Raw genomic sequence first — 25,146 nt, forward strand, 5'->3', positions numbered from 1 at the left:
ATCATAAATCACACCATATTTACTGTGGTTTTGAAATCAATCAAAAAAAAGCAGTTAGGAGATACTTTCCTAACTGCTTTTTCTTATGCTTCTCCGTTTTTAGCTTTCATCCAAATCCATCTTGAATTGAATGTTGTACGTAGACTCAAATCTTCTATAAATCCTGCGCCTGTGTAGCATTTTTGTGCACGGCTATTTTCAGGCTCGATTCTTAAAAAAACCCATGGGTAATCATAGGCTAGACATTCCTTCTGAAGCATTCGCACAAGTTGTTTTCCGATTCCTTTGTTGCGATAGGAAGGGTGGACAATCAAGTGAGCCAGTTCCAAGTCCTGCTCTTCAACGTCTACCCAAATTTCTCCATAAGCTACAGGCTGTTTTTCCTCCATTAAAATGTAGCCAAATTGGTCAGGAGCTTCATGCCAGCTACGATACATATCCGCAGAATAAACGTCTTCACCTGTTGCATAAAAACAATCTGTATCATTTTGTAACCAATCAGCGATTGTAGGTTCATCCGATAATTTAGCATTTCTTATTTCCATTATAACTAGCTCCTTACCAACAGGTATTTGATGCATTAAATTATATACGAAAACTAGATGGAGCCATCTAGTTAGCTGCTGTTGGGAATAATGAATTTCTTTTCTGAATTCTAGAGCATATAATTATTTTGAGAAACAATACAAGATTCAGTAACTTCATAGAGATGTATCTTAAGAAAAGAGGACAAACCCATGTCACCAAAACCTGATGATTCAGGAGTCAACAACAATCAATCTGATTGGATAAAGAGTTATGTAGATTCTCCAGAAAAACAACAACAGCTATATCGAAGGACTTTATGGATTGTAGTCATTTCGCAAATATTCGGAGGGGCAGGTCTAGCTGCGGGAATAACAGTCGGAGCACTCCTTGCACAGGAAATGCTAGGAACGGATAGTTTTGCAGGAGTTCCTGTCGCATTGTTTACACTAGGTTCTGCTGGGGCTGCACTGGTGGTAGGGAGACTTTCTCAACGCTATGGGCGCCGTTTTGGACTCGCGACTGGATTCCTTGCAGGTGGTATTGGGGCAATTGGTGTGGTGATTGCAGCGTTGACTAACAACATCTATCTGCTTTTTGCTTCCTTGCTAATCTACGGTTTCGGCACTGCTACAAATCTACAGGCACGTTATGCGGGTACTGACCTGGCAACTTCCAAACAGAGGGGAACTGCAATCAGCATTGCCATGGTTTCCACAACGCTCGGTGCAGTTGCGGGTCCGAACTTGGTCGGAGTCATGGGCAAGTTTGCTACGTCACTTGGTGTCCCGGCACTGTCGGGTCCGTTCATTTTAGCAGCCGCAACTTATATTGTTGCAGGTCTGGTACTTTTAGTTTACCTTCGTCCTGATCCTCTCGTCGTAGCAAATGCTATTGCAGATGCGCAGATAAAGAACGAGAGTAATCTAGTTGATACGACTTCCCACACATTAACAAACAACAATCGAGGAATCGTTCTTGGAGCAACCGTTATGGTCATAACCCAAATGGTTATGGTTGCCATTATGACCATGACTACCGTACATATGAGGCATCACGGACATGGATTGGATGAAGTCGGAATGGTCATTGGCCTTCATGTTGCGGCCATGTATCTGCCCTCCTTGGTGACCGGAGTTCTCGTTGACAAGTTTGGAAGAATGGTCATGACCATCGCTGCTGGTGCCACGTTAATGGCTGCAGCAATTGTAGCGGCTGTTGCACCCGCCGATTCTATGCTAGTACTTATCATTGCACTAGTTCTCCTAGGTCTTGGTTGGAACTTTGGATTGATCTGTGGCACAGCGTTAATCGTGGATTCAACTCACCCAACCGCTCGTGCAAAGACTCRAGGGAAAGTGGATGTTTTGGTAGCATTAGCAGGGGCAACCGGAGGAGGCTTTTCCGGAATGTTTGTGGCTCTAACTAGTTACTCCACTCTGTCACTTGTTGGAGGTTTCCTCTCATTACTGCTCATTCCAGTTGTCATCTGGTCACGTAAACACACAAAATAAGATAAAGGGAGTTCAATTCGCAAATGAATTGAACTCCCTTTGTTTATTGAAAATCAACCAATGGCTCTGTAAATTTATGYTAAAATAAATAAAGTGAAAATTTAATCTTTTGGGAGTGGGGAGACATGCCAATGGAACAGGAAACAATGGGTATGTTAGTCGTTGGGTTTTCGATCGTAATGGGTATCGCGTTTATTGTGGTATTGAGATTGTTATTCTCAAAAAAACTAAAACCATTCAGAGCGGCGTATGCATTGGTCCTTGGCTTTTTTGTATTTTTTTGTTTGGCCGTAAGCCAAGCACTAAAGGCGATTGCTTTTGATATAAACCATCCAATGGCATCCGAAGAAATCTCTCTGCTAATAGGATTTGCTGGGGTTTTATGGGCAGTAAGTATGTTGTTTTTATTGTTGGGGCTAATCAAGCTTTCATCTGTCAAAAAAACAACAGTGGTAATCAATAATTAAATTATTGATCGCCTTTCATTAAATCTAAAAGGTTTTGAGAAAGGAGCACTACATGGAAATTAAGTTTAATGATTTTTTAAAAGAAGAAATAACAATCAATGAAATACAGGTCGCTTTAGAAAACGGTGAAATAACCTCAAAAGAGATGGTTATGTATTACCTTCACAGAATAGCCAAGTATGACCAGGACGGTCCAAAAATAAATTCTGTCATTGAAATAAATCCGGATGCCATATTTATTGCAGAAGCAATGGATTATGAAAGAAAAACAAAAGGAACGAGGGGGCCTTTACATGGTATCCCAGTTTTTCTTAAAGACAATATTGAAACAAGTGATTCCATGCATACCAGTGCAGGAACACTTGCACTAGAAAATAATATTGCAATGAAAGACGCGTTCCTTGTTCAAAAACTCCGTGAAGCAGGTGCAGTCATCCTAGGTAAGTCAAATATGACAGAACTGGCTAATGGCATGTCGAATGAAATGTGGGCAGGCTATAGCTCCAGAGGCGGACAAGTATTAAATCCATATGGAGATGCGAACCTTTTTGTCGGTGGATCAAGTTCAGGATCAGCCGTTGCTGTTGCTGCAAATTTCACCGTATTGTCTGTTGGCACTGAAACAGATGGTTCCATTCTGAGTCCTGCAATTCAAAACTCTGTTGTTGGAATTAAACCAACAGTAGGTTTAATCAGTCGCACAGGGATTATTCCTTTTACATATTCACAGGATACAGCCGGACCTTTTGCAAGAACGGTTACTGACGCTGCTATCTTATTAGGTTCCTTAACAGGTTTCGATAAAGGCGATCCAGCTACATATAAAAGTGAAGGTATTTCACTCCAGGATTATACGGTCTATTTGGATTCCAATGGATTAAAAGGTGCCAGAATCGGCGTATTCAATAATGCTTCTGACGATTACCTTCAATCAGGAGAATATGATAAAACTCTGTTTATCAATGTACTTCAAACCTTACGTGGCGAAGGCGCAGAAGTCATCGAGGATATCRAAATTCCTTCCTACCATCGGGAATGGAGTTGGGAAGTATCTATATATGAACTAAAACATAGTTTAGGAAATTATTTATCCCAGTTACCATCCTATGTTCCAGTTCATTCTTTCACAGAACTAATCCAATTCAATAAACAGCATGAACAGAGGGCATTAAAATATGGTCAGGGTAAGTTGGAATATCGAGAGACCTTACCCAACACGTTAAGAAATCCTGAATATTTGAATGCGAAATTGGAAGATCTGTATTTTTCGCAGGACATGGGTATTGATTTTACTTTGAAAAAATATGACCTTGATGCAATCATTTTCCCTTCTTATATTGGTTCCACAATATGTGCAAAAGCTGGGTATCCGTCTATTGCTATTCCTGCTGGATACATGGAAAGTGGTAAGCCATGTGGTATTACTTTTGCTGGTGCTGCTTTTAGTGAAGGGTTACTAATCAAACTCGCTTATGCTTTTGAACAAGCTACTAAACATCGGAAACCACCGAAGTTAATTTGAGATTAAATATGGAGGTGTTACATTGAATAGTCCTATTCTAAATCAAATCGGAACGGTCTTTATTCCAGTAAGTAACATAGAACAAGCTCGAGATTGGTATTGTGACATATTAGGTGTACCAGCAGATGGAGAAATTCTGTTTGGTCATATTTATGTAATACCTATGAATGGTACGGGGATTGTATTAGATAGCAAAATTTTCTCTGAAGAAAATATATTTAAAAACCCTGTATTCCATCTCAATACAGAAAATATAGAAGAAGCTTTTCAGTACATGAAGAAAAACCAAGTTGAGTTAACAAGTGATATCGAACATAATCACTATTTCAATTTTAAAGATCCTGATGGAAATCATTTAATGATTTGTAAGTGTTAAGAACATTTTACGATAATGAGTCCTAATAAATTAAAGGGAGTAATAAATAATGAGTTTTCAAATTACAAGAGAATTAAATAATGACGACAAAAATCACATTAATAATGAGCTATATAAATATAACTTAGCTCATTTTCCAGAGGATTTAAGAGGGCGGTACGAACAAATCAATTTATTTCTTAAAGATGAAAATGGTCTTGTTCGTGGTGGTTTATTAGGTGAAGTGTGCTGGAATTGGTTAGAAATCCACACTTTAATCGTTGATGAAGAAACTCGGAAATTCGGATATGGCTCCAAGCTATTGATGGAAGTCGAGCAAATCGCATTAGAGAAAAAATGCGATTTCATCAAGGTAGATACATTAAGTTTTCAGGCCTTAGATTTCTATGAAAAAAACGGTTATCAAGTATTCGGAAGTATTGATAATGTGGGCAGAGAATTCACGCATTATTATTTAAAAAAGGATTTGAATATTTAATAGTAGGCGATATGAAAAGCTACAAAAAGTAATATATTTCGAAGTCATCGGAGGTACATAATGGAGTTTTATCAATTTAATAAAGAAAGTGGTAAGCAGATTTCAAAATTCAACTCAGATTTTATTATGTCTCGTATTATTCAAACTGATAAGACAACTAACATTGGTTGTATGCATTTAGACAAGAATGGTATTGTAGGCTATCACCAAGCGGTAGTTCCACAACTCTTGTTGATCTTATCCGGAGAAGGTACTGTTCGTAATGATAAAGAAGAATACTTTAAAGTCCAATCTGGAGATGCTGTATTTTGGGAGAAAGATGAGTGGCACGAAACGAAATCAAATGATGGATTAACTGCAATTGTTATTGAAAGTACAGAACTAAATCCTTCTTTATATATGCCATTAAAGAAATAGTAATAGTTTTGCTAACGGGTGTTTTACATCAAAATCGTTGAACGATAATGGAGGTAGACATAAATGAGAATTCAAAAAGCAACATTAAACGAACTTGAGTCGCTAACAGAACTATTTGATTTATACAGATTGTTCTATGAACAAACGTCTAATTTGGAAGGTGCAAGAGAGTTTTTGAGAGAAAGGTTGATTAACGAAGAGTCAGTAATTTTTATAGCCTTCGATGAGAATAATCCTGTTGGTTTTGTTCAGCTATATCCAACATTTTCATCAGTTAGTATGCAGCGGTCATGGGTGTTAAATGATTTATATGTGAAAGAAAATGCTCGTAAAAAAGGATTAGCTGTGAATCTAATAAAGAAGGCAATTCATTTTGCAGAGGAAACAGGCGCAAAAGGAGTTTCGCTTGAGACAGGTAAGGAAAACATAACAGCACAAAGACTTTACGAAAAAATTGGATTTATAAAAGAGTCAAATAGTTTTTATTATTTTTCAGTTTAATAGTAATCAAACCAACGAGTGCGGCAAATTAAATTATTTGAAAACAGTTTGGAAGGCAAAATAAATTGGATTGATAAAATATCTAAAAGAAGGATAGTTCAAGAAAGGATTGTTAATTTACGATGAAAAATGCAGGAAATTTGAAGACAAAAAAGGTCATAGAGTGCGAAATTGATAACGAAATAACTGAGAAGATTCAAGAGTTATTGACTGAGAGTTTTCATGGTATTTATCCAAACAATAGAATTTATTTTAAACAAGTGCCTCATTTTAGATTCTTAGTCTTTAACGAGGATAAACACCTTCTTGCACAGGTTGGGTTAGATTACCGAGTTATGAACCTTAATGGAAAACTTATAAAAGTGCTTGGGATAATTGATTTATGTGTTTCACAGGAATCCCGTTCAAAAGGAATAGCTTCACTTTTACTATTAGAAATTGATAAGTACTGTGTAGGGAAGGATATTGATTTTGTAATTTTATTTGCCGACAATCAAACATTGTATTTAAAGAACGGCTACAAATCTGTTAAGAACAAATGTAAATGGTTGAAAATCGATGATAGAAATCAAACTATACTGGGAATAGGCTATGAAGAAATAAGTGAATTGATGATTAAGAAAATGGGTATGAATGAATGGACTGATGGCGATATAGATTTTCTAGGTTATCTCTATTAAGATGGGGAATTAAATTAAGAATTGAATTGAATCCTGGTGGGTGATGAAGTATCATTTTTCGTCAATTACGGCGCAATGCTTTCCGTTATGTCCTCTACAAACGTTTTAAAAAATATATCCATATCATATAGAGAACTAATGTCTATAACTTTTAAAATCTCCTGGAAGTTTTATAATCTTCGAATGTCCCTCCTTTATCTCCTCTTTACTTTCTATTTATAAAAATCCTTTTATTTACATAGCTTTTACTTCTGCTTCATAATGCACATACAATTCTCCCGTAAACTGATGATGGAATATATTTACTTGGGAGGAATTTTGCTAGATGAACAAGAAATTTTTGGTCCCTATAGCGTTGATGAGTAGTTTAACATTTTCCACAGTAATCCCATCACCAACTGAGTTATTGCAGAAAAGCCAAACACATGTCGAGGCCGCAGCATTCTCTCCAATCCTCATTACGGAACTGTTGCCTAACAGCAATAATGTAGCTGATACGTCAACGGATGCGTTTGAGTTTATCGAACTATATAACAATAGCACCCAATCGATTGATTTAAAGAATTACAAGTTAGTCTACGGATATCCAGATGGGAAAATGGTAGATTGGACATTTAATGAAGACAAAGCGATTGCTCCAGGCGAGACACTCGTCGTGTGGGTCAAGAATAAAGCAAATACGAATCTGACTCTTGCAGATTTCAATACTGAATTCAATACCCAGTTATCGGAAAGTCAGTTTACCTACATCGAGTCGGATGGAATGGCAAACTCTGATGAGCGAACGATATCGGTTGCGGATATGTCCAACAATATTTTCACTTCAGCAAAATATGTAAAAGCTGATGTCGGCTTAAATAAAGGCATTCAATACAAAGCCGGGGAAGACGGGAAAACGATGGACATTCTTACGTCTTCAGAAGCACCGACACCAGGTAGATTGATCACGGGACAAGCCCCTGCAGACCCAATAGTCGAGGATAAAGCAGCGCCTGTCATTGCACATCAACCGATCGACAAAGTGGCGGTTGGTGAACCACTTAACATCAAAGCAGTGGTTACGGATGAAACAAAACTCGAAAACGTAAAACTGTTTTACAAACTGACGGAAAATGGCAGTTGGCTTCATAAGGATATGGTCGGTTCATCTGAAGAAAATACGTTTGAAACCCAAATCGACCAATCGGAAATATTGACGAACAAAGTAACCTACCGCATTGAAGCATTTGATGGGCAAAATACATCCAAGACAGAAGAATATCAAGTGTTGATTGAAGGTATGGACGTTAACCCACAAAATGTTCCTGCACTTCTTGTGACAGAGCTCGTTCCAGACTCGACGAATGTTGGATCACTGGATGGCTATGAGTTTATCGAAGTGTATAACAATTCGGCAGAAGCCATTAACTTGAAAGATTACAAGATTCGCTATCGTTATCCAGCGGAAGGTCCGGAAGCGGACTTGATATGGAAAGCAGATAAAGAGGATATTATCCTGCCTAGTGGCAAAACCATCGTCTATTGGATTAAAAATGCGAGCAATCAAGAAAAGACTGTGGCTGATTTCAACCAAATTTACAATGTGAACTTGATTGAAAATGTAGACATCGTGGAAATCCAATCTGGAGGAATGGCCAACTCGAGTCATCGCGGTTTAGCCATCGCAACAAATACAGGCATTGATATTTCATCTGCCTATTATTACGACCAGCCGGATGTAGATGACGTGGCTGCGAACAAAGGCATTTTATACACGTATCCTTCAGATGGCAAATCCACTGTCATGAAAAAATACAGCCACAGCTTGGAAAATGCGACACCAGGGAGCCTATCACCAATCCAGATACCAAAAGCCAAGGTTACTTTTACTGAGGATAAAACAGCGCCTTCAATCAGCGATTTGACTGAAGCTATCCCGACGTCGGGACACGAAAATCTTGATCTTTCATTCGATGTAACGGATGAGTCCATGGTCAAAACGGTGCGTCTTTTCTATAGAACAAATGAAACCGACGAATATCGTATGGTCGATTTAACCAAAACCTACGATTCTACTGTTTATTCTCATACGGTTGCTTCACCAGAGTTACTTGGGAAGGAGAACTTAAGTTATTACGTTCAGGTATCAGATGGCAYAAATGAGGTTGCTTCGGATGTTAAGAAAATCGAAATATTAAACGACGATTCGATTGTAACAGGATTGAACGTGGAAGATGGCTCTTATTTAAGTAAAACGGTTTTGCTGAAAACTTATGGCAAGGATTCAAAACTATTAATTAATCAAAAGGATGTCACGGACGAAACCAAACCTGCGCTACCAACACAGGCATACTTCGCCTTTGATGCGAAAAATGTCAATCTATACTTTAAAAACGGGGTCACGATTGGTAATGAAACGCTCCACATTTTCGATGACACAATTAACACTTATACAACCTTGACCATACCGGTGGATCCTGATCACTTTAAGCAAGGACTCGATACCAAAATATCGATACGTGCAGGTACAAAAGTGTCTCCTTTCGATACAAATTCAGAAGAAAATCGCGATGACTTCTATGTCAAAAATGTACGATTAGTTTTAGCGGATGGTACCACTCTTTACGATCCTCAATTCAAAGATATCGAAAAAGAGCTATCGGTCGGAGACGGTGCGAGTGCCAAGCCGGTAATTGATTTCAGCTTCCATCTGCCGGATGAGAAATTTAGTGCAAAAGCCTACGCTTGGGACACAACTGCAGAAACTGAAGGAACGCATACGGTCGAAGCGCAGGATGCAGAAAATACAAAAGCTGAAGTTATTATCGATAACAGTGCACCAATCATTACCCCTTCGATTGAAGAAGGAAAGGAATACAAAGGTGCCTTTATTATTCAGGCAGAGGTTGAGGATAAGTACTCTTCAGTTGAAAGCGTGACTGCGTTGCTGGATGGGGAAAAAATCACATTGCCTTTTGAGACGTCATCCGCAAAATTGGCACAAGGCAAACATACAGTTTCATTCACGGCAAAAGATGTTGCCATGAATGAAGTACAAAAAGATATTCACTTTACCGTATTGGAAGAAAAACCATACATGCCGAAAATCATTTCTCCAGTAGATGGTACGGAAAACGTCAACCCGAACGAGACGAAACTGCAAGTGAAAGTGACAGACCCTACAAAGGATGAGCTGAATGTTTCATTCTATAAAGGACACAAGTTTGAAGCGGATGCAGAGGAAATCACAGTATTTGAAAACAGTGCAGACCGGGAACCGCCTAAAGAGCTGATTCCAGCAGGTGAATCCGTTGTCACGGCAAAAGATAAAATGGCCAAAGTGGACGGAGAGTACATTGAAACTACTTCACTGGATAAATTCCCGTATCACCGATTTGAAGTTGCTGTAGGGGAAAATCTTGATAAAGATGACGAAATCGTCCTGAACTGGGAAGGGAAATCACTGATCGGCCGTAAAGTATCAATGTACGTTTGGAATCATGTAAATGCTTTATGGGAACTGCAGGAATGGAAAGTTGCAAAAGATGACAAGAACTTCATTTTACATGGATCCGTCAACGGGAAAGAGTTTGTCAAGGACGGAAAAGTACAAGTGATGGTACAGGATGAAATTGCGTCCACGACGGATTTCGATTATTCGTTCATCTGGATGTCGGATACACAATATTATTCCGAAAGCTACCCACATATCTTCGAAAGAATGACGAAATGGATGGCTGAAGCGAAACAAAACCTGAACTTGAAATACGTTTTCCATACAGGTGATCTGGTCGATGAAGCCGATCAGCCGATTCAGTGGGAGCGCGCGGATACATTCATGGGCACGCTTGACAATGCAGACATTCCTTACGGTGTATTGGCAGGAAATCATGATGTCGGTCACAAAACAGGGGACTATAATGAATACAGTAAATACTTCGGGGAACAAAGATTTATGGACAAGGATTATTATGGGGAATCCTATAAAGACAATCGTGGCCATTACGATCTGATCAGTTCTAATGGCAATGATTTCATCATGATGTACATGGGCTGGGGAGTGAATGAAGAGGATATTGCATGGATGAATGAAGTCCTAGCCAAGTATCCTGAAAAGAAAGCCATTCTTTCCTTCCATGAATATTTATTGGTATCCGGCAACAGAAGCCCAATCGGTGAAGAAATATTCAACGATGTCGTCAAGACGAATGAAAACGTAATTGCGGTATTGTCAGGTCATTACCATGACGCTGAAACACTGATCGACGAAATCGATGATGACATGGACGGTACGGCTGATCGGAAAGTGTATCAAATGCTAGCCGATTATCAGGGCGGACCTGAGGGCGGACAAGGCTTCCTGCGTCTTATGAAAGTAAATCCGGTTGAAAACACCATCCAGATGCAGACCTACTCACCTTATCTAGATCAGTATAACTACTACAATCCGGTAGACTATCCAGGAAAAGATGAATTCATGATTGAAACGGACTTGACGCCGAAAGAAAAAGTTGTTGCTACAGATATGTTCAAGGCAGAAGTATTCACGACTGAACGAATCGGTGAAGTTAAAAACATCACGGATGGTTCGATTGCGGAAGTAAATTGGAATAATCTCGAACGTTCGACTAAACATGGCTGGTATGTTCAAGTGAAGGATTCATTTGGCGGAGAAATGCGCTCTGATGTTTCCGTGTTCACAACAGGTAACCAAGAAAGTGATAACGGTGGAAACGACAATTCTCCTGCGCCTATCCCACCAGTTACAGACGAACAAATCTTTAACGTAAATGAAGGCCAAATAACAAAAACGAATGATTCTTGGACTTTTGACCAAATACCAACTTCCGATAGCGTGAAATGGGTCATTCCAAAACAAGTAATATCCAATGCAATCATTGCGGACACCCCCCTACGTTTCTTGACGAAGAACGGTCATGAAGTTGTGTTGCCAGTTGAAGCTGCGAAACAATTGCAGCAGAATCGAGATAGCATCTCGATTATTTCAACTGTTAAGGCTGAAAAAGAAGCCGGTCTTCCAACTGGCAATCGTTACACGGATATTGTGGACATCGCTTTAATGGCAGGAGATAAAGAGATTGACTCACTTGAGTATCCAGTCGAACTGAAACTGAAGTTAGCTCAAACTATTAATAAACATCGAACGACAGCAGTCTATTACGACAATGGAGCGAATGCGTGGGTTTATGCTGGCGGGCATGAGAAGAATGGCTATTGGACCGTTTCAACCAAGAATCCATCCATGTTCACGGTCATGTCTGCAAAGGTCGCATTTAAAGATACTGCCAAGCACTGGGCTAATAAAGAAATTGACTCAATAGCTTCACGCTTTATAACAGAAGGTAAAACAGCTGAATTATTTGCACCGGAACAAAAATTGACACGTGCTGAATTCGCCGTCCTTCTTGTAAGAGCACTGCAAGTGCCTTTGGAAGACTATAAGGGAACATTCAAAGATGTCCCAGCTTCAAAAAAATGGGCAGCCCAACAAATTGAAGCGGCTCATCGCATGGGTATCGTAAACGGTAAGGACGACGGCTCATTCGATCCAGACGCAGATATCACACGTGAGCAAATGGCGGCCATGATGATGCGTGCTATTGACTATTCAAACCCAGAACTGACGACGAATTTGCCACAAAAAGACAAATTCAAGGATGACTTGAAAATCAGTAAATATGCGAAAGAGGCAGTAAGCAACGCAAGTAAACTGGGCTTAATCAATGGTCGATCAAACGGAACGTTCGATCCTAAAAAGCAAACGACAAGAGCGGAAACAGCGGTAGTTTTATATCGCATGCTCGACAAAATTGAATCTGTTGAAAAATAATAAATAAAGATCAAAAGGCTTCCGCACCTCTTTGGCTAATGTATCGTCAGCAAGTAAAAGGACACGTTGGGATACCATTCGTCCTCTTTTTCGCAGAAGAGGTTCTTTGCACCTTTCGCTGGTGGGCTAGGAGTAAACATCGCCAAGTAGGTAGCGATTTCGTCGCCATTATCAAGAAATAAAAAAGCGTCAATAAAATTGCAAAAAGACACCGCCAATCATTCAGAGAATTTTTGGCGGTGTCTTTTTGCATGGATTCTAATTTCTTAGACTAATACTGGTTTGACGTAGAAACAGCTTTCACTTTTCATTTTGCATATTTTTTTTAATCGAGTAGCCTCCGAGACAATATCTTCAACACAGGTAAATTCTTCATTCTCGTTTGTAACGACGGCAATCGATATAGAAACTAACGGAATCTTTTCCATTTGATACTCACGATTTGTGGTATAGATAAAATTTTCTTTTAGATGCTCATTGGTATAAAACTTTTTGATTTGCTCATCAAATGCATTGATTACTCTGTCACAGTAATCTTCATAGAAGTAATGGTTAAAGAGAACAATAAAATCGTCGCCTCCGATATGACCTAAAAAACTTTCTTTATTATCAAGGGAGTTAGTTAATAGGTCTGCAGTTAGCTGAAGAATTTCGTCTCCTTTTTTAAAGCCATAATAATCGTTATAAGCTTTGAAACGGTCTAAATCTATATATAAAAGACTAAACTCTTTTTTATGCTCCAAAACTTTGTTTAGATTTTGATTAATAATAATGTTTCCTGGCAGTCTAGTCAGGGGATTTAAATAACTAGCAAACTCAACTTGTATGTCAGAAACTTTCATTAAAAGGCTTTTAATACTCACTACAMCGACGATTATATCGTCTAATTGTATAATTACGTCATCATATATTTCTTCTTCGGATCTATCCATCGCTAACTTACTGACTTCAACAATGGAAGTGAAAAAGTTCACAATCAATGGATTATTATTGGCTAATATTTCAATAGGCTTCTTAATGTAAAGGTTATACCCATATTGTGTACCCATTTTTTGATAAAAATTAGTTCTAGTAATTAAGGCTGTAGCTGAATTTTGCTCAGTGATAACAATGCCTTGCAGACTTAAATCATTATGAAAAATTTGGTCCACCTGGTGACAAGGCGTCCCAAAAGGTACCTTAGGTATTTCTTTAGCAATATCTCCGATATAAGCAATCATATAAACCCCCATATTTAGTAATTTTGTCTTAATTTCTTATTCACTTGAACATTGTGGTAAGAGTTGTACTTAAACTAAAGAAGGTAATCAATACTTTTAATTTCAATTGGTAAAAACATAAAACATATTATCTATACTATAATAGTTCTTTTAGTTTATATAAAGGAATATATTGGGTTAATTTTTGTATAAAAACAACCCTTCACAAAATCTAATTAAAAATGATGTGAGGGGTGTTTATGTTGAATTCAAAAAAGGAAATACATGAGCATGTTTTTTCTAATCTGTACTTATTTAGAATTTCATTTAGCGCGATATAAATTTGCAGGTGTGACAATAGGTGATTGAGTTAAGGGTACTATTCCATTTTTTAATAGAGGGTTCGGTTTTCCTAATGCATAACCTTGTCCAAAATGAACGCCAAGTTTTTGAATAAACTCCAATTCTGACAATGTTTCAATGCCTTCTGCAATTACGTCGGTTTTGGRTTGCAGTGCAAACTCGACCAGAAGTTCGACTAACTGTTGTTGAGCTGGTTGAATGTTAATATTACGGATCAGCGATTTATCAATCTTGATGAATTCAGGTTTTAAATATGCAAGCGTTTTGAGACTATTATAACCTGTTCCAGCATCATCCACGGCAACTCTAAATCCTTGTAGACGATAATTCTCTATTATTTTTTCAAATCGATTATAATCAATCACAGCTTCTTTTTCCGTCATTTCTAATACAACTTGGCTAGGAGAAAGATTATATTTATCTAATAGCTCCAATGTTTTTCCACTTCGATACGCCGAATCTGTTAGTACTTGTGGTTGAATATTAAGAAAAACCAACCGATTTTTATACTCTTGTGAATGCTCTAACTGCTCCGAATATCTCTCAAGTGATAGATTGCGCAAAAAGGCTTCGACCATAAAGACGTTATCACTTTGACCCACATAATCATAAAATTTTTCTGTTGATGGAAACAAGGATGTGATCTCAGGACGATTAAGTATTTCATATCCAATGGTTTCATTTTCCACAAGAGATAAAATCGGCTGAAATACAGTTGTTATCTTTTGCTTACTAATAAGTCCCTTGAACTCTTCACTTTTTTTAAATTCTTGAATAACAAAATTATGGTTACTATGTAAATATCGTAAATATTTAAAAATCGTACTTATCTGGTTAATCTTCATTTAATCTCCCTTAACAATGCGTTCTATTTGTGTACTTTTATATAGTATAGCGATGCAATATTTCTTGAGTATTAAGGAATTGTAAAAAGTTTCTAGCTATTTAGGATTTATAGCACGTCTGTATAAGAGCGATGAATAAAATTAGTTTAAAAAGGAAATCAGGTAGTTTAAGAGAATTGATATAGTAAGGTTACATAATCGAGGTGAAAAACGTGTCCAAAATAGCTCTCTTGACAGTTACTCACGATCCTAATGGAAGAAATATTAAGCACTTGAATTAGGGGGGGACTGGCATGGAAGATTACATACTTACTCTATTAAATGAAATTCCACCAGTTGAAAAAGGTAAAAGAGTCGTTCTTGGAATAGATGGACTAAGCCGTTCTGGGAAGACAACCTTTGTAAAAAACGTTCAACACCATCTTCAAGAAAAAAACATCCCAATCTGCATTTTCCATATAGATGACTACATTGTGGAGAAAAAAAGGCGTTACGACACCGATTATGAAGAGTGGTATGAGTACTACCATTTACAATGGGATACTGAGTGGTTAAAAGAGAATTTGTTCATCAAACTAAAAACGTCTGAAGAACTAAACTTGCTAACTTATGATAATCAATCTGACACACACAATATACAAGTAGTTAGATTACCTGAAACTTGTCTAATTATCGTTGAAGGAGTATTTCTACAACGAAAAGAGTGGAGAAGTTTCTACGATTATTTAGTTTATTTGGATTGTCCGAGAGAAATAAGATTTAACCGTGAAAGTGATGTGACAAAAAGCAATATCGAGAAATTTAGAAATAGATACTGGAAAGCAGAAGAGTATTATTTGGATACAGAATCTCCAAAGAAGCAAGCAGACCTAGTATTTCAAAATTAAATGGGAATCTAGTTTTTAAAGGAATACACTTTTCACACTAAAGACCTTGAGGTGAATTTTGAGCTCAAAATAGAGCTCTTTTAATTTAATGGATGTAGAAATAGGGAGGATAATTTTGAGAGACAGAGCTTCGGTCATTCTTGTAGAAAATAATAAGGTTGGTCTGATTAAACGAATTAGGAACGGTTCAATTTACTATGTTTTTCCTGGAGGCGGAATTGAAGAAGGTGAAAATCCTGAAACAGCTGCAAAAAGAGAGGCCTTTGAGGAGTTAGGTGTAATAGTAAACGTTAGTAAGTGCATTGCAAAGGTGGACTGTAACGGTACACAATACTTTTTCTTTGCTGAAATACTCGATGGGATTTTTGGTACTGGACAAGGAGAAGAATACACTAATAATAATCGAGATAGAGGTACATATTTGCCAATATGGGTTGAAATAGAAAAATTATCATACATTGACGTTAAGCCTAAAGAAGTTGCTATCACAGTACAATCAATTTTCAACTAAACGACATTTTGGTAGGACATTCCTTTGGTGGCGTCAAAATGCGCTTATTTGTTGCTGAATTTCCAAACGAAGTTGCAGTATGGTTCCCATTAAATGGCTTGAACTAAATTTCTATTCTTGTGGTAAAATTTAGTAATTATCGATTATTTATTATGGGGAACTTTAATAAATAAGATAAAAAGTGATTTTTTTAAATAAGGAATAATAACACTCGGGGGTGTGTCAAAATGAACAAATTTGTTATTGGGTGGAGAATCTTGTTTTTAGTAATTCTAACATCACTACTTTTACTTGGAGGGATTAGTAGAAATATATTTTTCGCTGTGATACTAGGCATAATTATTTTTTCAATCATCCCTGAAGTTTATTCAAAAAAGTTAGGTGATAAGTAAATGTTAATTCCAAAAATAGTATTAGAGGGTATGTTAACAACGCGGGCTTATGAGAGGATTTGTACGAGCAAATTAAAAACAGGTATCGGAAGTATTCTCCCAGATACCTGTTATTAGTGAAGCTTAAAGCTCTTTATATTCAGTCATCGAGTCCATATGGCTCGCAATCATTGCAATCATTGTGCTGGCCTCTTCTTTAGAAAACGTAAAGATGCTTTCGTCTTTATGGAGCTCGTCATCCAGCCAATAACGGTTGACTCTTTTGAGGACGCCGTGACCCGTGTCCCCAACCAGTCCAAACTGATAGGTGATTTCTACTTCATCTTCTATATGAAATGCGGTGACTTCAGGAGATTCCCAATCAACGCCGACCTCTTCAGGATCATAATCATAATCATCATGTACAATTTCATCTACATAATACTCTTCACCGTCTTCATCTTCATCTGTTACATAAGTTTCTTCCAATACATAATCATCTTCATCATCTATTTCATCCACATAAAACGCTTCACTATCTCCGTTCATAAAAGAATGGAAGCTTTCGTGAACGGCGTCAATAACATCTTCAATATCTGGCAAAATAATCCGAGCTTGCATTTCATATTCGAAATCAAATGTTTCAATGTAAAATTCTTCGTTATGTGGATCAAAGAGGAGGGTACAGAAAAACTCCCTGTCATCATCTTCAGTCTCGACGAAAAATTCAATTCTCGGATGTTTGGCACTTTGATCAATCGTCATTTGACCGACTTTATCGTATTCATCGCAAAGCGAATTCAGATGATCTTGCAGCTCTGCAGTTACTCGGTTAAACCATTCCATCGACATGCTATACTCGCCCCTTTAATTATATTCTTCATTCAATTTTTTATCTTTTCCCATTTCATGAATTTGTTGCATTCCATTTATATCCTTTTTTTAATTAAATAATTTATTAAGAATAAAGGTTGGAAAACAGGGGAATTTAGAATGATAGATATAGAAAGTTGAATTTCAGGAATAGATATCAGAGGAAATTTAAACTCAACTGAAAAAGGAGTGTTTCAATGAATTCCCTAGAGCAATCCATTAAAAAATATGCTATTCCTTTTGAAACACAAGATGATCTTACACCTATTATAGAAGCAATCGGCGAAGCGAAAATCGTTCTATTGGGAGAAGCAAGCCATGGTACGTCAGAGTTTTATTCGATGCGTGCTGAACTGTCAAAAAGGTTGATTGAGGAAAAAGGATTCACTCTTATTGCTGTTGAAGGTGATTGGCCATCCAGCCAACAAGTTAATCGTTATATTAAAGGGTACTTAGATGAAAAAGAAGATGTAAAAGATGTGTTAAAGGCGTTCAACCGTTGGCCAACATGGATGTGGGCTAATGAGGAAATTGCTGACTTTATCACATGGCTCAAGGAACACAATGCCAAAATTGGAGGTAGTCAAAACGTAGGTTTTTACGGAATTGATGTCTACAGTTTGTGGGAATCATTGGACGAAGTAATCACTTATTTAAGCAAGACGGATCCGGAAAGTGAGGATCTGGAGCTGGCCAGGAAAGCGTTCACATGCTTTGAACCTTTTAATCGACATCCTGAAACGTATGCCATGACTTCGATAAATATATCGGAAGCATGTATCGACGAAGTGACCAAGCTACTAAAGTCTATACGCGTTCATGAAGATAACTATAATGATGTACAGGAAGYCGATTTGAACTTGAAAATCAATGCAATGGTTGCACAAAACGCTGAAGAATATTACCGGGCTATGGTCCGTAGTGATGACATCTCCTGGAATGTCCGTGATGAGCATATGGTTGAAGTGATAAACGAAGTCATGGACTATCATGGAAACAATGCAAAAATCATCATTTGGGAACACAATACCCATATCGGGGATGCTTCCGCAACGGATATGGAAGCGGCTGGCATGGTGAACGTTGGCCAAATTCTCCGCCTGCAGAACAGAAAAGAAAATGTCTTCGCTGTCGGGTTTGGCACATATAAGGGAACAGTGATCGCAGCTGACCAGTGGGCAAACCCATATGAATTGATAGTCGTGCCACCAGCTATGAAAAAATCATGGGAATACGCTATGCATGTAGCCGGTGAATTTAATAAGTTATTAATTTTCGATGATGACAATCGCCACCTGTTTGATGAATGGATTGGTCATCGGGCAATTGGCGTGGTTTATAATCCTGAGTTCGAAGCTTACGGGAATTATGTACCTTCAAAAATGGGAAGTCGCTACGACGCTTTCATTTACCTGGACGAAACCAAAGCCCTTACTCCAATTGAGCATGACAACCCATAATCACTCACTAATTGCACCGCATTTGCGGTGTTTTTTTGTTTTCGTTATTTAATTCAACAATGAAATGATGGTAAAATGTAACAATAATTAATGCTTGTAGAAGGATGAAACTAAAGGAAAAGGACTGGTGGACGAATGATTATCATGATAAATGGAGCATTTGGAGTGGGAAAGACCACTGTTTCCAATGAACTACAGAAAGAAATAGAAAATAGTATGATTTTTGATCCGGAAGAAATAGGTACTTTGTTAGGCAAAATTCTCCCAGTAGATGTTATGGCTCTTGAAGCAAAAACAGGAGATTTTCAGGATTTGGAGCTTTGGAAACAATTAACCGTTACCGTAGCTGAGCACTTAATCGTACAGTATAAAGTGAACTTAATTGTTCCAATGACTATTCGGAAAGTAGAATATTTTAATTACATATTTGATGGATTTAAGAAGATAGATGAACAAACAACCCATTTTTGTTTAACAGCAAATCAGGAAACTATTTTCGATAGACTTAGGGAACGTGGGGAGGAAGAAGGGAATTGGTGTTTCCAACAAACATCGAAATGCCTGAAAGCATATAAAGAACATGATTTTGGGGATTACATCAACACGGAGAACGTCCAAATACATACGATTGTTCAAACCCTAAAGGAAAAACTAAAAATAGTAGAAGCTGTTAAATAGATGAAGACTTTTGTGTTACATGGGACATGTGACGGAAACTGATTTTGACGGAGGAATGACGATGGATGATTCAACCCATAAAATCTTAGAACTAACCAAACCAGAACAATTCGAACGTGCATTTCTATTAATGAAACAGTTAAGATTGGATTTGACGATGGAGTCTTTTCAGGAATTGCTCGGACAAATGACAAAAGACGGATATCGACTTTTTGCCTTATTTGCTCAAAATCAAATCGTAGCTTTGGCAGGCGTAAGCTTGAGAACGAATTTTTATAGCGGCCGCCACGTTTATATTTATGATTTAGTTACTKACGTCTCTAAACGTTCGCTTGGATATGGAGAGACATTGTTGGAGTTCATACATGAGTGGGCTAAAGAAAATGGTGCCGAATATGTAGCACTGGAATCGGGAATCCAAAGAACCGATGCTCATAGGTTCAATGAAGACAGAATGGATTATGATAAATGGTGTTTTTCGTTCAGAAAAAAATTGTAAACGATGATGAAATGAGCTCTTTGAAGGAGTTGAAGGTTTTTTTCATTCATGATGGAAACTGAAATTACTCACCACGATTCTTGAGATTTCCTGATAGTGTGCTAGTATGTAAGTAATTAAAATAGTTGCGGGGGGACGCATTGGCGTTGAGAAGGTTAAAACCTGACCCTTTGAACCTGTTCGTTAAGACGAACGTAGGGAGCAAAGTACATAGCGGTTTAACGCTTTTGTTTTGTACTGTAGCTCTCCATTATGGAGGGCTTTTTTGTTTCTAATTCAATATTTTAATTGCGGGGGGACTTTTTAGTTGAGAAGGTTAAAACCTGACCCTTGGAACCTGACAGTTAACACTGACGTAGGGAGCAATGTTTCATCAGAAACGCTCTTTTGTCATACGCAAAAGGGCGTTTTTTGCACTTGCGTCCATCCAAAGAAGGAGGACTAGTAATGACATTTTGTGAAGAAGTACGAAAAGAAACGGATCTTTATTGGCAAGGCAGTTTTGATCACCCCTTTGTAATGGGACTGGTGGACGGGACATTGCCACTTGAGAAATTTGCGTATTACATGATGCAGGACGCCTATTATTTAAAGCACTACACAAAGGTGCTGGCGATTGCCGCTACGAAGGCAGAAACGAATGAAGACATAGCATTCTTTTTAGAATCTGCCCGCTACATCAATGAAGCCGAGCTTGAGTTGCACCGAACTGTTTTCAAAGAGCTCGGTATTACGGAGGAAATGGAAGCACACTTTGAACCTGCTCCGGCTGCCTACAACTACGTATCGCATATGTACAATGCAGCTCATAACGGGGATGTGGCAGAAGCGTTTGCCGCCATGTTCCCTTGTCCATGGCTCTATCAGGAAATCGGGGAGAAGTATAAAGACGCTAAACCAGGTGTCAAAGTTTATGAAGATTGGATTGCCGTGTATAGTGCACCAGGTTACAAAGAAAAAATCGAGCATCAAATGCAAATGATGAATCGATATGCAGAGGCAAATCCGAATAAGAGAAATGTGCTGAAAAGTCATTTTGCTAAGAGCTGCTATTACGAGTGGAAATTCTGGGAAATGCCTTGGACACTTGAGAACTGGGAAAACGAGGTGAAAGTCTATGCCTATTGAACAAATACGTAAAAAAAAGCCTCTCGTTCACTGCATGACAAACTATGTCGTGGCGAACTTTACCGCGAATGGGTTGCTAGCAATCGGTGCGTCACCGGTCATGGCGGATGAAATATCAGAAGTAGAAGAAATGGTTTTCATTTCCTCGGCTCTATTAATTAATATCGGCACAATCAATACACGAACGCAAGAAGCGATGCTTCTAGCTGGTAAAAAAGCGAATGAACTTGGTACACCCGTTGTTTTGGATCCAGTAGGCGTAGGAGCTACATCATTTCGCAAAAGGGTAGTTAAGGAGTTGCTGGAACAAGTTCGGTTTAATTTAATAAGATGTAATGCAGGTGAACTGGCTGCAATCGCTGGTGTTTCGTGGCAGTCAAAAGGAGTGGACAGTGGAGAAGGCGACATGGACATCGCGGACGTTGCCAAGCAAGTAGCGAAGGATTGGAATTGTATAGTAGCTGTGACTGGCGCTTCGGATTATATTACCGATGGAAACAAAGAATTTTGGATAACTGGCGGGCATGAACGAATGACAGAGGTAACCGGTACTGGGTGTTTGTTGAGTGCAATTTGCACGGCGGCTTTAAGTTTGGATGGAGAGGCCCTCCTCAACTTACTCGATCTCCTGCAAGCTTATAAACAAATATCCGAGCAAGCATCGTCTCAGGCACAACTTCCTGGCTCTTTCCAGACTGAAGTACTAAATGCTTTGCATCTCTTTTCCAAAGGTGATGGAAAATGAACATTGTCATGACGATAGCAGGCTCGGATAGTGGGGGCGGAGCCGGTATACAAGCCGATTTGAAAACATTTCAGGAACTTGGCGTATTTGGTACGTCCGCGATTACAGCACTGACTGCTCAAAATACGCTGGGTGTAGAAGGGATCTTTCCAACATCACCCGATTTCGTGGCACAACAAATAGATGTTGTCTTTAAGGATATGCCCATCCAAGCAGTCAAAACAGGCATGCTCTTTTCAACAGAAATCATTGAAGAAGTAGCAAATAATTTGCGAGAAAAAAATGTACAGCTTGTCGTTGATCCTGTGATGATTGCCAAAGGAGGCGCAAACCTTTTGCAGAATCAAGCCGTGGAAACTTTACGGACCAACCTATTGCCTCTTGCAACAGTATTAACCCCAAATATTCCAGAAGCCGAGGTGCTGGCTGGTTTGGAAATCCAATCGGAGTCAGATATGCACAAAGCAGCCAAGGCGATTTTAGGAATGGGTGTCAATTGCGTGGTCATGAAGGGCGGTCATCTAGAAGAACGAGATACGGCAACTGATACAGTCTTTATGGCCGATGGGACTAGCTTTAAAATGGTTACCCCTCGTATCAACACCAAGCATACACATGGAACGGGCTGTACGTTTTCTGCCGCATTAACTGCATTTTTGGGACAAGGAATTCCTTTGAAGGAAGCTTTGATTGAAGCGAAAAAATTTGTCCAGCTGGCTCTCGAGAATCCTCTTGGTATCGGCCATGGACATGGACCGACCAACCATTTCGCTTATAAGCAATTAAAAGCAATTTGTGAGGTGACCATCATTGAACCGTAAAGATTTGGCAGTATACCTCATAATGGGTACACCCAATTGTGTTGAAGATCCCTTGGTTGTTTTAAAGGATGCGTTGGAGGCTGGCGTAACAATGTTTCAGTTGAGAGAAAAAGGTGATGGGGCATTGAAAGGGGATGAACTGGAAGAGTTTGCACGGCAATGTCAGGAAATATGCAAATCTTACAAGGTACCATTCATTATCAATGACGATGTGGAATTAGCGATAAAATTGCATGCAGATGGGGTGCATGTAGGGCAGGATGACATCGCCCTTACGGATATAAGAGAAAAGTTCACAGGACAAATCGTAGGAGTTTCCGTGCATACCCAACAAGAGCTCGAAGGTGCCATCAAAGGTGGCGCGGATTATGTTGGGATTGGTCCGATATATGAAACAAGGTCGAAATCTGATGCAATGGCTCCTGCAGGTCTCACTTTCTTGCGACAAGCCCGAAGTTTACATCTCGATTACCCAATCGTCGCTATTGGAGGAATCACAGCTGAAAATGCACACGAACCGCTACAGGCTGGTGCCGACGGTGTGGCGATCATTTCAGCGATTTGTCAATGTCAGGACCGTCATGCAACAGTTTCCTCGATATTAAGTAAAGATGGAATTAGGAGATAATTGGTTAGTTGCCCCAATAACGGGGAAAGTTGCCCCAATAACACCAAAAGTTGCCCCAATAGCTCGAAAAGTTGCCCCAATACATCAAATGAAGACATGAATGAAGCCTTCCCAACCTAGCGGGGAAGGCTTTTCACTTCTTTTAATACGCTTTTGCTCAACAAAGTCATTGTCGAATTAAGTTCTAATTTGCGTTCTTTCTTATTACAGTGTAAGACAACGACTTGAAAAAAGGAGCGTAAGCATGTTAATAGATGGAGTGTTTTCTGGAGGAGGCTTGAAAAATTTTGCATTAGTCGGTGCATATCARGTATTGGAGGAAAAGGGATATCGCTTCCAACGAGTAGCGGGAACAAGTGCAGGGGCTATTCTTGCCTGCTTTATTGCTGCTGGATACACTGGTAAGGAAATAGAAGAGATGCTGGATGATTTAGATTTCAAAACCCTACTCGATACACGAAAATCAATCGTTCCATTACCAATTATGAAATGGATTTTCCTGTATTGGCACATGGGACTGTACCAAGGCAATGCACTGGAAAACTGGTTCATGGAAAAATTGGCGGCAAAAGGGGTATATTCTTTTGGTGATTTACCGGATGGTACATTGAAGCTCGTGGCTTCTGGTTTGACGAATGGCAAAATAATTGTTTTTCCAGATGACTTGGCAAGTTATGGGCTATCAGCAGATACCTTCCCCATTGCCCGTGCTTTACGTATGAGTTGTGGCATCCCTTTTTTCTTTGAACCAGCCACTTTGAAAGTCAAGAATGGGGAGACAATTGTTGTTGACGGAGGTGTATTGAGTAACTTTCCTTTGTGGTTATTTGATGATAAAGATGGAAATAGGGAACGACCCGTTCTTGGTTTGAAAATCAGTCGTGGCCACCACGAATCGAAAGGAAATAAAATCAACAATGGACTCAATTTATTCGAAGCGCTTTTTTCAACGATGCAAAATGCACATGATGAAAGGTACATTTCCAGGAAACATGAGAAAGATATTATCTTCATACCAGTAGATGATGTTAACACTACAGATTTTGATCTTAGTAAAGAAAAGAGAGAGGCTCTGATTGAAAGAGGACGGAGTCGAACCGAGCAATTTCTGAAATCTTGGACACCGCCAATTCATGGAAGAAGCTATCAAACTTCAAATCGTTCTAATTAATATCCGTGAGTTTCGATTAAAGACCTGCTTTCAAAATAGTTGAAAAACCTTCCTTTTATTCTTTGAATGAATGGGGGTTTTTCTTGCTTAAAAAATTGCAGTTTTCAAGAAGAAGAGTTATTAAACAATTCAATTAGTTGATTTTAATAATGCATCGTATTATAGTAGTTGATGGGTCAATTGTTGACCCGTCAAACATTAAAGGGGTGGTTTTATGTCCAACTCATGTTCAGATGAAGGAAAAATTGTCTATCGATTATATGAGATAAATAAGCAAACAAGCCCGAAGTTTGAGCGCTGTACAGGCATCAGTCAATCCCGATTGGATTTGTTGAACAAGTTGTTTGAAGTGGATGAAATCAGTCAGACGGAGCTTCAAAAAGAAGTGAATATAGATCATGCAGCTGTAACGAGGCACTTAAAGCAATTGGAAGAAAAGAGAATGGTCACACGACGTAAGAATCCCGCAGATAATCGATTTACGTTTGTTCGTCTGACGGATGAAGGTCGTGAAGGAATTGTTACTTACCAAGAAGAGAAACAGCAATTCATTTCGAAGGTTTTAACTGGATTCAATGCAGAGGAACGCTCTTTACTTTTGGACATGCTGACACGGATACAAGACAACGTCAAAAACATTAATCCAAATGAGTAGTC

24 protein-coding genes and 2 riboswitches are annotated in these 25,146 nt (G+C 38.7%); of the genes, 20 read left to right on the forward strand and 4 right to left on the reverse strand.

Annotated features, from left to right (window positions below; all coding sequences use genetic code 11):
• Nucleotides 1-83 precede the first annotated feature (83 nt).
• Nucleotides 84-545 carry a GNAT family N-acetyltransferase gene (locus tag AC1DSB_RS01410; RefSeq protein WP_477531579.1) on the reverse strand — a complete coding sequence of 154 codons (462 nt, stop codon included), beginning with the start codon at nt 543-545 and terminating at the stop codon, nt 84-86.
• 192 nt (nt 546-737) lie between these two features.
• Here AC1DSB_RS01410 and AC1DSB_RS01415 point away from each other — a divergent pair, with 192 nt between their 5' ends.
• From AC1DSB_RS01415 to AC1DSB_RS01455, 9 genes are all read left to right on the forward strand, one after another.
• Nucleotides 738-2,039: an MFS transporter gene (locus AC1DSB_RS01415; RefSeq protein WP_477585548.1), complete on the forward strand. Its 1,302-nt coding sequence runs from the start codon at nt 738-740 to the stop codon at nt 2,037-2,039.
• Nucleotides 2,040-2,170: 131 nt separating this feature from the next.
• Nucleotides 2,171-2,506, forward strand: a complete 336-nt coding sequence (locus AC1DSB_RS01420; protein WP_477585550.1) for a hypothetical protein — start codon at nt 2,171-2,173, stop codon at nt 2,504-2,506.
• Nucleotides 2,507-2,558: 52 nt separating this feature from the next.
• On the forward strand, nt 2,559-4,028 hold the full coding sequence (locus AC1DSB_RS01425; RefSeq protein ID WP_477585552.1) for an amidase family protein: 1,470 nt from the start codon (nt 2,559-2,561) through the stop codon (nt 4,026-4,028).
• A gap of 22 nt (nt 4,029-4,050) precedes the next feature.
• Nucleotides 4,051-4,404 carry a VOC family protein gene (locus AC1DSB_RS01430; RefSeq protein WP_477531583.1) on the forward strand — a complete coding sequence of 118 codons (354 nt, stop codon included), beginning with the start codon at nt 4,051-4,053 and terminating at the stop codon, nt 4,402-4,404.
• Between the two features lie 49 nt (nt 4,405-4,453).
• On the forward strand, nt 4,454-4,882 hold the full coding sequence (locus AC1DSB_RS01435; protein ID WP_477531584.1) for a GNAT family N-acetyltransferase: 429 nt from the start codon (nt 4,454-4,456) through the stop codon (nt 4,880-4,882).
• Between the two features lie 60 nt (nt 4,883-4,942).
• Entirely contained in the window at nt 4,943-5,299 is a 357-nt protein-coding gene (locus AC1DSB_RS01440) for a cupin domain-containing protein (RefSeq protein WP_342542984.1), read from the forward strand.
• A 63-nt stretch (nt 5,300-5,362) separates the two neighbouring features.
• On the forward strand, nt 5,363-5,800 hold the full coding sequence (locus AC1DSB_RS01445; protein ID WP_477531585.1) for a GNAT family N-acetyltransferase: 438 nt from the start codon (nt 5,363-5,365) through the stop codon (nt 5,798-5,800).
• Between the two features lie 122 nt (nt 5,801-5,922).
• Nucleotides 5,923-6,480 carry a GNAT family N-acetyltransferase gene (locus AC1DSB_RS01450; RefSeq protein WP_477531586.1) on the forward strand — a complete coding sequence of 186 codons (558 nt, stop codon included), beginning with the start codon at nt 5,923-5,925 and terminating at the stop codon, nt 6,478-6,480.
• Nucleotides 6,481-6,805: 325 nt separating this feature from the next.
• Nucleotides 6,806-12,310, forward strand: a complete 5,505-nt coding sequence (locus AC1DSB_RS01455) for an S-layer homology domain-containing protein (protein WP_477585554.1) — start codon at nt 6,806-6,808, stop codon at nt 12,308-12,310.
• A gap of 266 nt (nt 12,311-12,576) precedes the next feature.
• Here AC1DSB_RS01455 and AC1DSB_RS01460 read toward each other — a convergent pair whose 3' ends face one another.
• Nucleotides 12,577-13,530 (reverse strand): GGDEF domain-containing protein, encoded by a 954-nt coding sequence (locus AC1DSB_RS01460; RefSeq protein ID WP_477585556.1) that lies wholly within the window; start codon nt 13,528-13,530, stop codon nt 12,577-12,579.
• 302 nt (nt 13,531-13,832) lie between these two features.
• On the reverse strand, nt 13,833-14,717 hold the full coding sequence (locus AC1DSB_RS01465; RefSeq protein ID WP_477585558.1) for an EAL domain-containing protein: 885 nt from the start codon (nt 14,715-14,717) through the stop codon (nt 13,833-13,835).
• A gap of 293 nt (nt 14,718-15,010) precedes the next feature.
• Here AC1DSB_RS01465 and AC1DSB_RS01470 point away from each other — a divergent pair, with 293 nt between their 5' ends.
• Complete coding sequence (locus AC1DSB_RS01470) at nt 15,011-15,604, forward strand: kinase (RefSeq protein WP_477532697.1); 594 nt, start codon at nt 15,011-15,013, stop codon at nt 15,602-15,604.
• Nucleotides 15,605-15,719: 115 nt separating this feature from the next.
• Nucleotides 15,720-16,115, forward strand: a complete 396-nt coding sequence (locus AC1DSB_RS01475) for an NUDIX hydrolase (RefSeq protein ID WP_477532698.1) — start codon at nt 15,720-15,722, stop codon at nt 16,113-16,115.
• Nucleotides 16,116-16,630: 515 nt separating this feature from the next.
• Here AC1DSB_RS01475 and AC1DSB_RS01480 read toward each other — a convergent pair.
• Nucleotides 16,631-17,338: a hypothetical protein gene (locus AC1DSB_RS01480; RefSeq protein ID WP_477532699.1), complete on the reverse strand. Its 708-nt coding sequence runs from the start codon at nt 17,336-17,338 to the stop codon at nt 16,631-16,633.
• A 218-nt stretch (nt 17,339-17,556) separates the two neighbouring features.
• On the opposite strand from AC1DSB_RS01480, the gene AC1DSB_RS01485 reads away from it, so the two are divergent.
• The 9 genes from AC1DSB_RS01485 (at nt 17,557) to AC1DSB_RS01525 (ending at nt 25,144) form a co-directional block, all read left to right on the forward strand.
• A complete protein-coding gene (locus tag AC1DSB_RS01485; RefSeq protein ID WP_477585560.1) occupies nt 17,557-18,819 on the forward strand; it encodes an erythromycin esterase family protein in 1,263 nt (420 codons plus the stop codon).
• 144 nt (nt 18,820-18,963) lie between these two features.
• Complete coding sequence (locus AC1DSB_RS01490; RefSeq protein WP_477532701.1) at nt 18,964-19,497, forward strand: AAA family ATPase; 534 nt, start codon at nt 18,964-18,966, stop codon at nt 19,495-19,497.
• Between the two features lie 61 nt (nt 19,498-19,558).
• On the forward strand, nt 19,559-19,996 hold the full coding sequence (locus tag AC1DSB_RS01495; RefSeq protein WP_477585562.1) for a GNAT family N-acetyltransferase: 438 nt from the start codon (nt 19,559-19,561) through the stop codon (nt 19,994-19,996).
• A 119-nt stretch (nt 19,997-20,115) separates the two neighbouring features.
• Nucleotides 20,116-20,214, forward strand: a riboswitch (TPP riboswitch).
• Nucleotides 20,215-20,278: 64 nt separating this feature from the next.
• A riboswitch (TPP riboswitch) is annotated at nt 20,279-20,375 on the forward strand.
• 68 nt (nt 20,376-20,443) lie between these two features.
• The gene (gene tenA, locus AC1DSB_RS01500; RefSeq protein WP_477531756.1) at nt 20,444-21,124 is read left to right on the forward strand and encodes a thiaminase II; all 681 of its coding nucleotides are present in this window, start codon (nt 20,444-20,446) and stop codon (nt 21,122-21,124) included.
• Nucleotides 21,114-21,869, forward strand: a complete 756-nt coding sequence (thiM, locus tag AC1DSB_RS01505) for a hydroxyethylthiazole kinase (protein WP_477531757.1) — start codon at nt 21,114-21,116, stop codon at nt 21,867-21,869. The genes tenA and thiM overlap by 11 nt, the downstream gene beginning before the upstream one ends.
• Nucleotides 21,866-22,690, forward strand: a complete 825-nt coding sequence (gene thiD, locus AC1DSB_RS01510; protein ID WP_016429324.1) for a bifunctional hydroxymethylpyrimidine kinase/phosphomethylpyrimidine kinase — start codon at nt 21,866-21,868, stop codon at nt 22,688-22,690. The genes thiM and thiD overlap by 4 nt, the downstream gene beginning before the upstream one ends.
• Nucleotides 22,680-23,318, forward strand: coding sequence for a thiamine phosphate synthase (gene thiE / locus AC1DSB_RS01515; RefSeq protein ID WP_477531758.1), 639 nt, complete (start codon nt 22,680-22,682; stop codon nt 23,316-23,318). The genes thiD and thiE overlap by 11 nt, the downstream gene beginning before the upstream one ends.
• A 244-nt stretch (nt 23,319-23,562) precedes the next feature.
• On the forward strand, nt 23,563-24,489 hold the full coding sequence (locus tag AC1DSB_RS01520) for a patatin-like phospholipase family protein (protein WP_477531759.1): 927 nt from the start codon (nt 23,563-23,565) through the stop codon (nt 24,487-24,489).
• A 214-nt stretch (nt 24,490-24,703) separates the two neighbouring features.
• Nucleotides 24,704-25,144 carry a MarR family winged helix-turn-helix transcriptional regulator gene (locus tag AC1DSB_RS01525; protein WP_477531760.1) on the forward strand — a complete coding sequence of 147 codons (441 nt, stop codon included), beginning with the start codon at nt 24,704-24,706 and terminating at the stop codon, nt 25,142-25,144.
• Nucleotides 25,145-25,146: the final 2 nt, after the last annotated feature.

The organism is Paenisporosarcina sp. P4_E4_2, assembly GCF_056401595.1.

Excerpts from the sequence above, each read along its gene's own strand:
- AC1DSB_RS01445 (WP_477531585.1), top strand. The coding sequence starts at position 5,363 with ATGAGAATTCAAAAAGCAACATTAAACGAACTTGAGTCGCTAACAGAA.
- AC1DSB_RS01525 (WP_477531760.1), top strand. The coding sequence starts at position 24,704 with ATGTCCAACTCATGTTCAGATGAAGGAAAAATTGTCTATCGATTATAT.
- AC1DSB_RS01420 (WP_477585550.1), top strand. The coding sequence starts at position 2,171 with ATGGAACAGGAAACAATGGGTATGTTAGTCGTTGGGTTTTCGATCGTA.
- AC1DSB_RS01410 (WP_477531579.1), bottom strand. The coding sequence starts at position 545 with ATGGAAATAAGAAATGCTAAATTATCGGATGAACCTACAATCGCTGAT.
- tenA (WP_477531756.1), top strand. The coding sequence starts at position 20,444 with ATGACATTTTGTGAAGAAGTACGAAAAGAAACGGATCTTTATTGGCAA.
- AC1DSB_RS01490 (WP_477532701.1), top strand. The coding sequence starts at position 18,964 with ATGATAAATGGAGCATTTGGAGTGGGAAAGACCACTGTTTCCAATGAA.
- thiM (WP_477531757.1), top strand. The coding sequence starts at position 21,114 with ATGCCTATTGAACAAATACGTAAAAAAAAGCCTCTCGTTCACTGCATG.
- AC1DSB_RS01440 (WP_342542984.1), top strand. The coding sequence starts at position 4,943 with ATGGAGTTTTATCAATTTAATAAAGAAAGTGGTAAGCAGATTTCAAAA.
- AC1DSB_RS01470 (WP_477532697.1), top strand. The coding sequence starts at position 15,011 with ATGGAAGATTACATACTTACTCTATTAAATGAAATTCCACCAGTTGAA.
- AC1DSB_RS01480 (WP_477532699.1), bottom strand. The coding sequence starts at position 17,338 with ATGTCGATGGAATGGTTTAACCGAGTAACTGCAGAGCTGCAAGATCAT.
- thiD (WP_016429324.1), top strand. The coding sequence starts at position 21,866 with ATGAACATTGTCATGACGATAGCAGGCTCGGATAGTGGGGGCGGAGCC.
- AC1DSB_RS01450 (WP_477531586.1), top strand. The coding sequence starts at position 5,923 with ATGAAAAATGCAGGAAATTTGAAGACAAAAAAGGTCATAGAGTGCGAA.
- AC1DSB_RS01435 (WP_477531584.1), top strand. The coding sequence starts at position 4,454 with ATGAGTTTTCAAATTACAAGAGAATTAAATAATGACGACAAAAATCAC.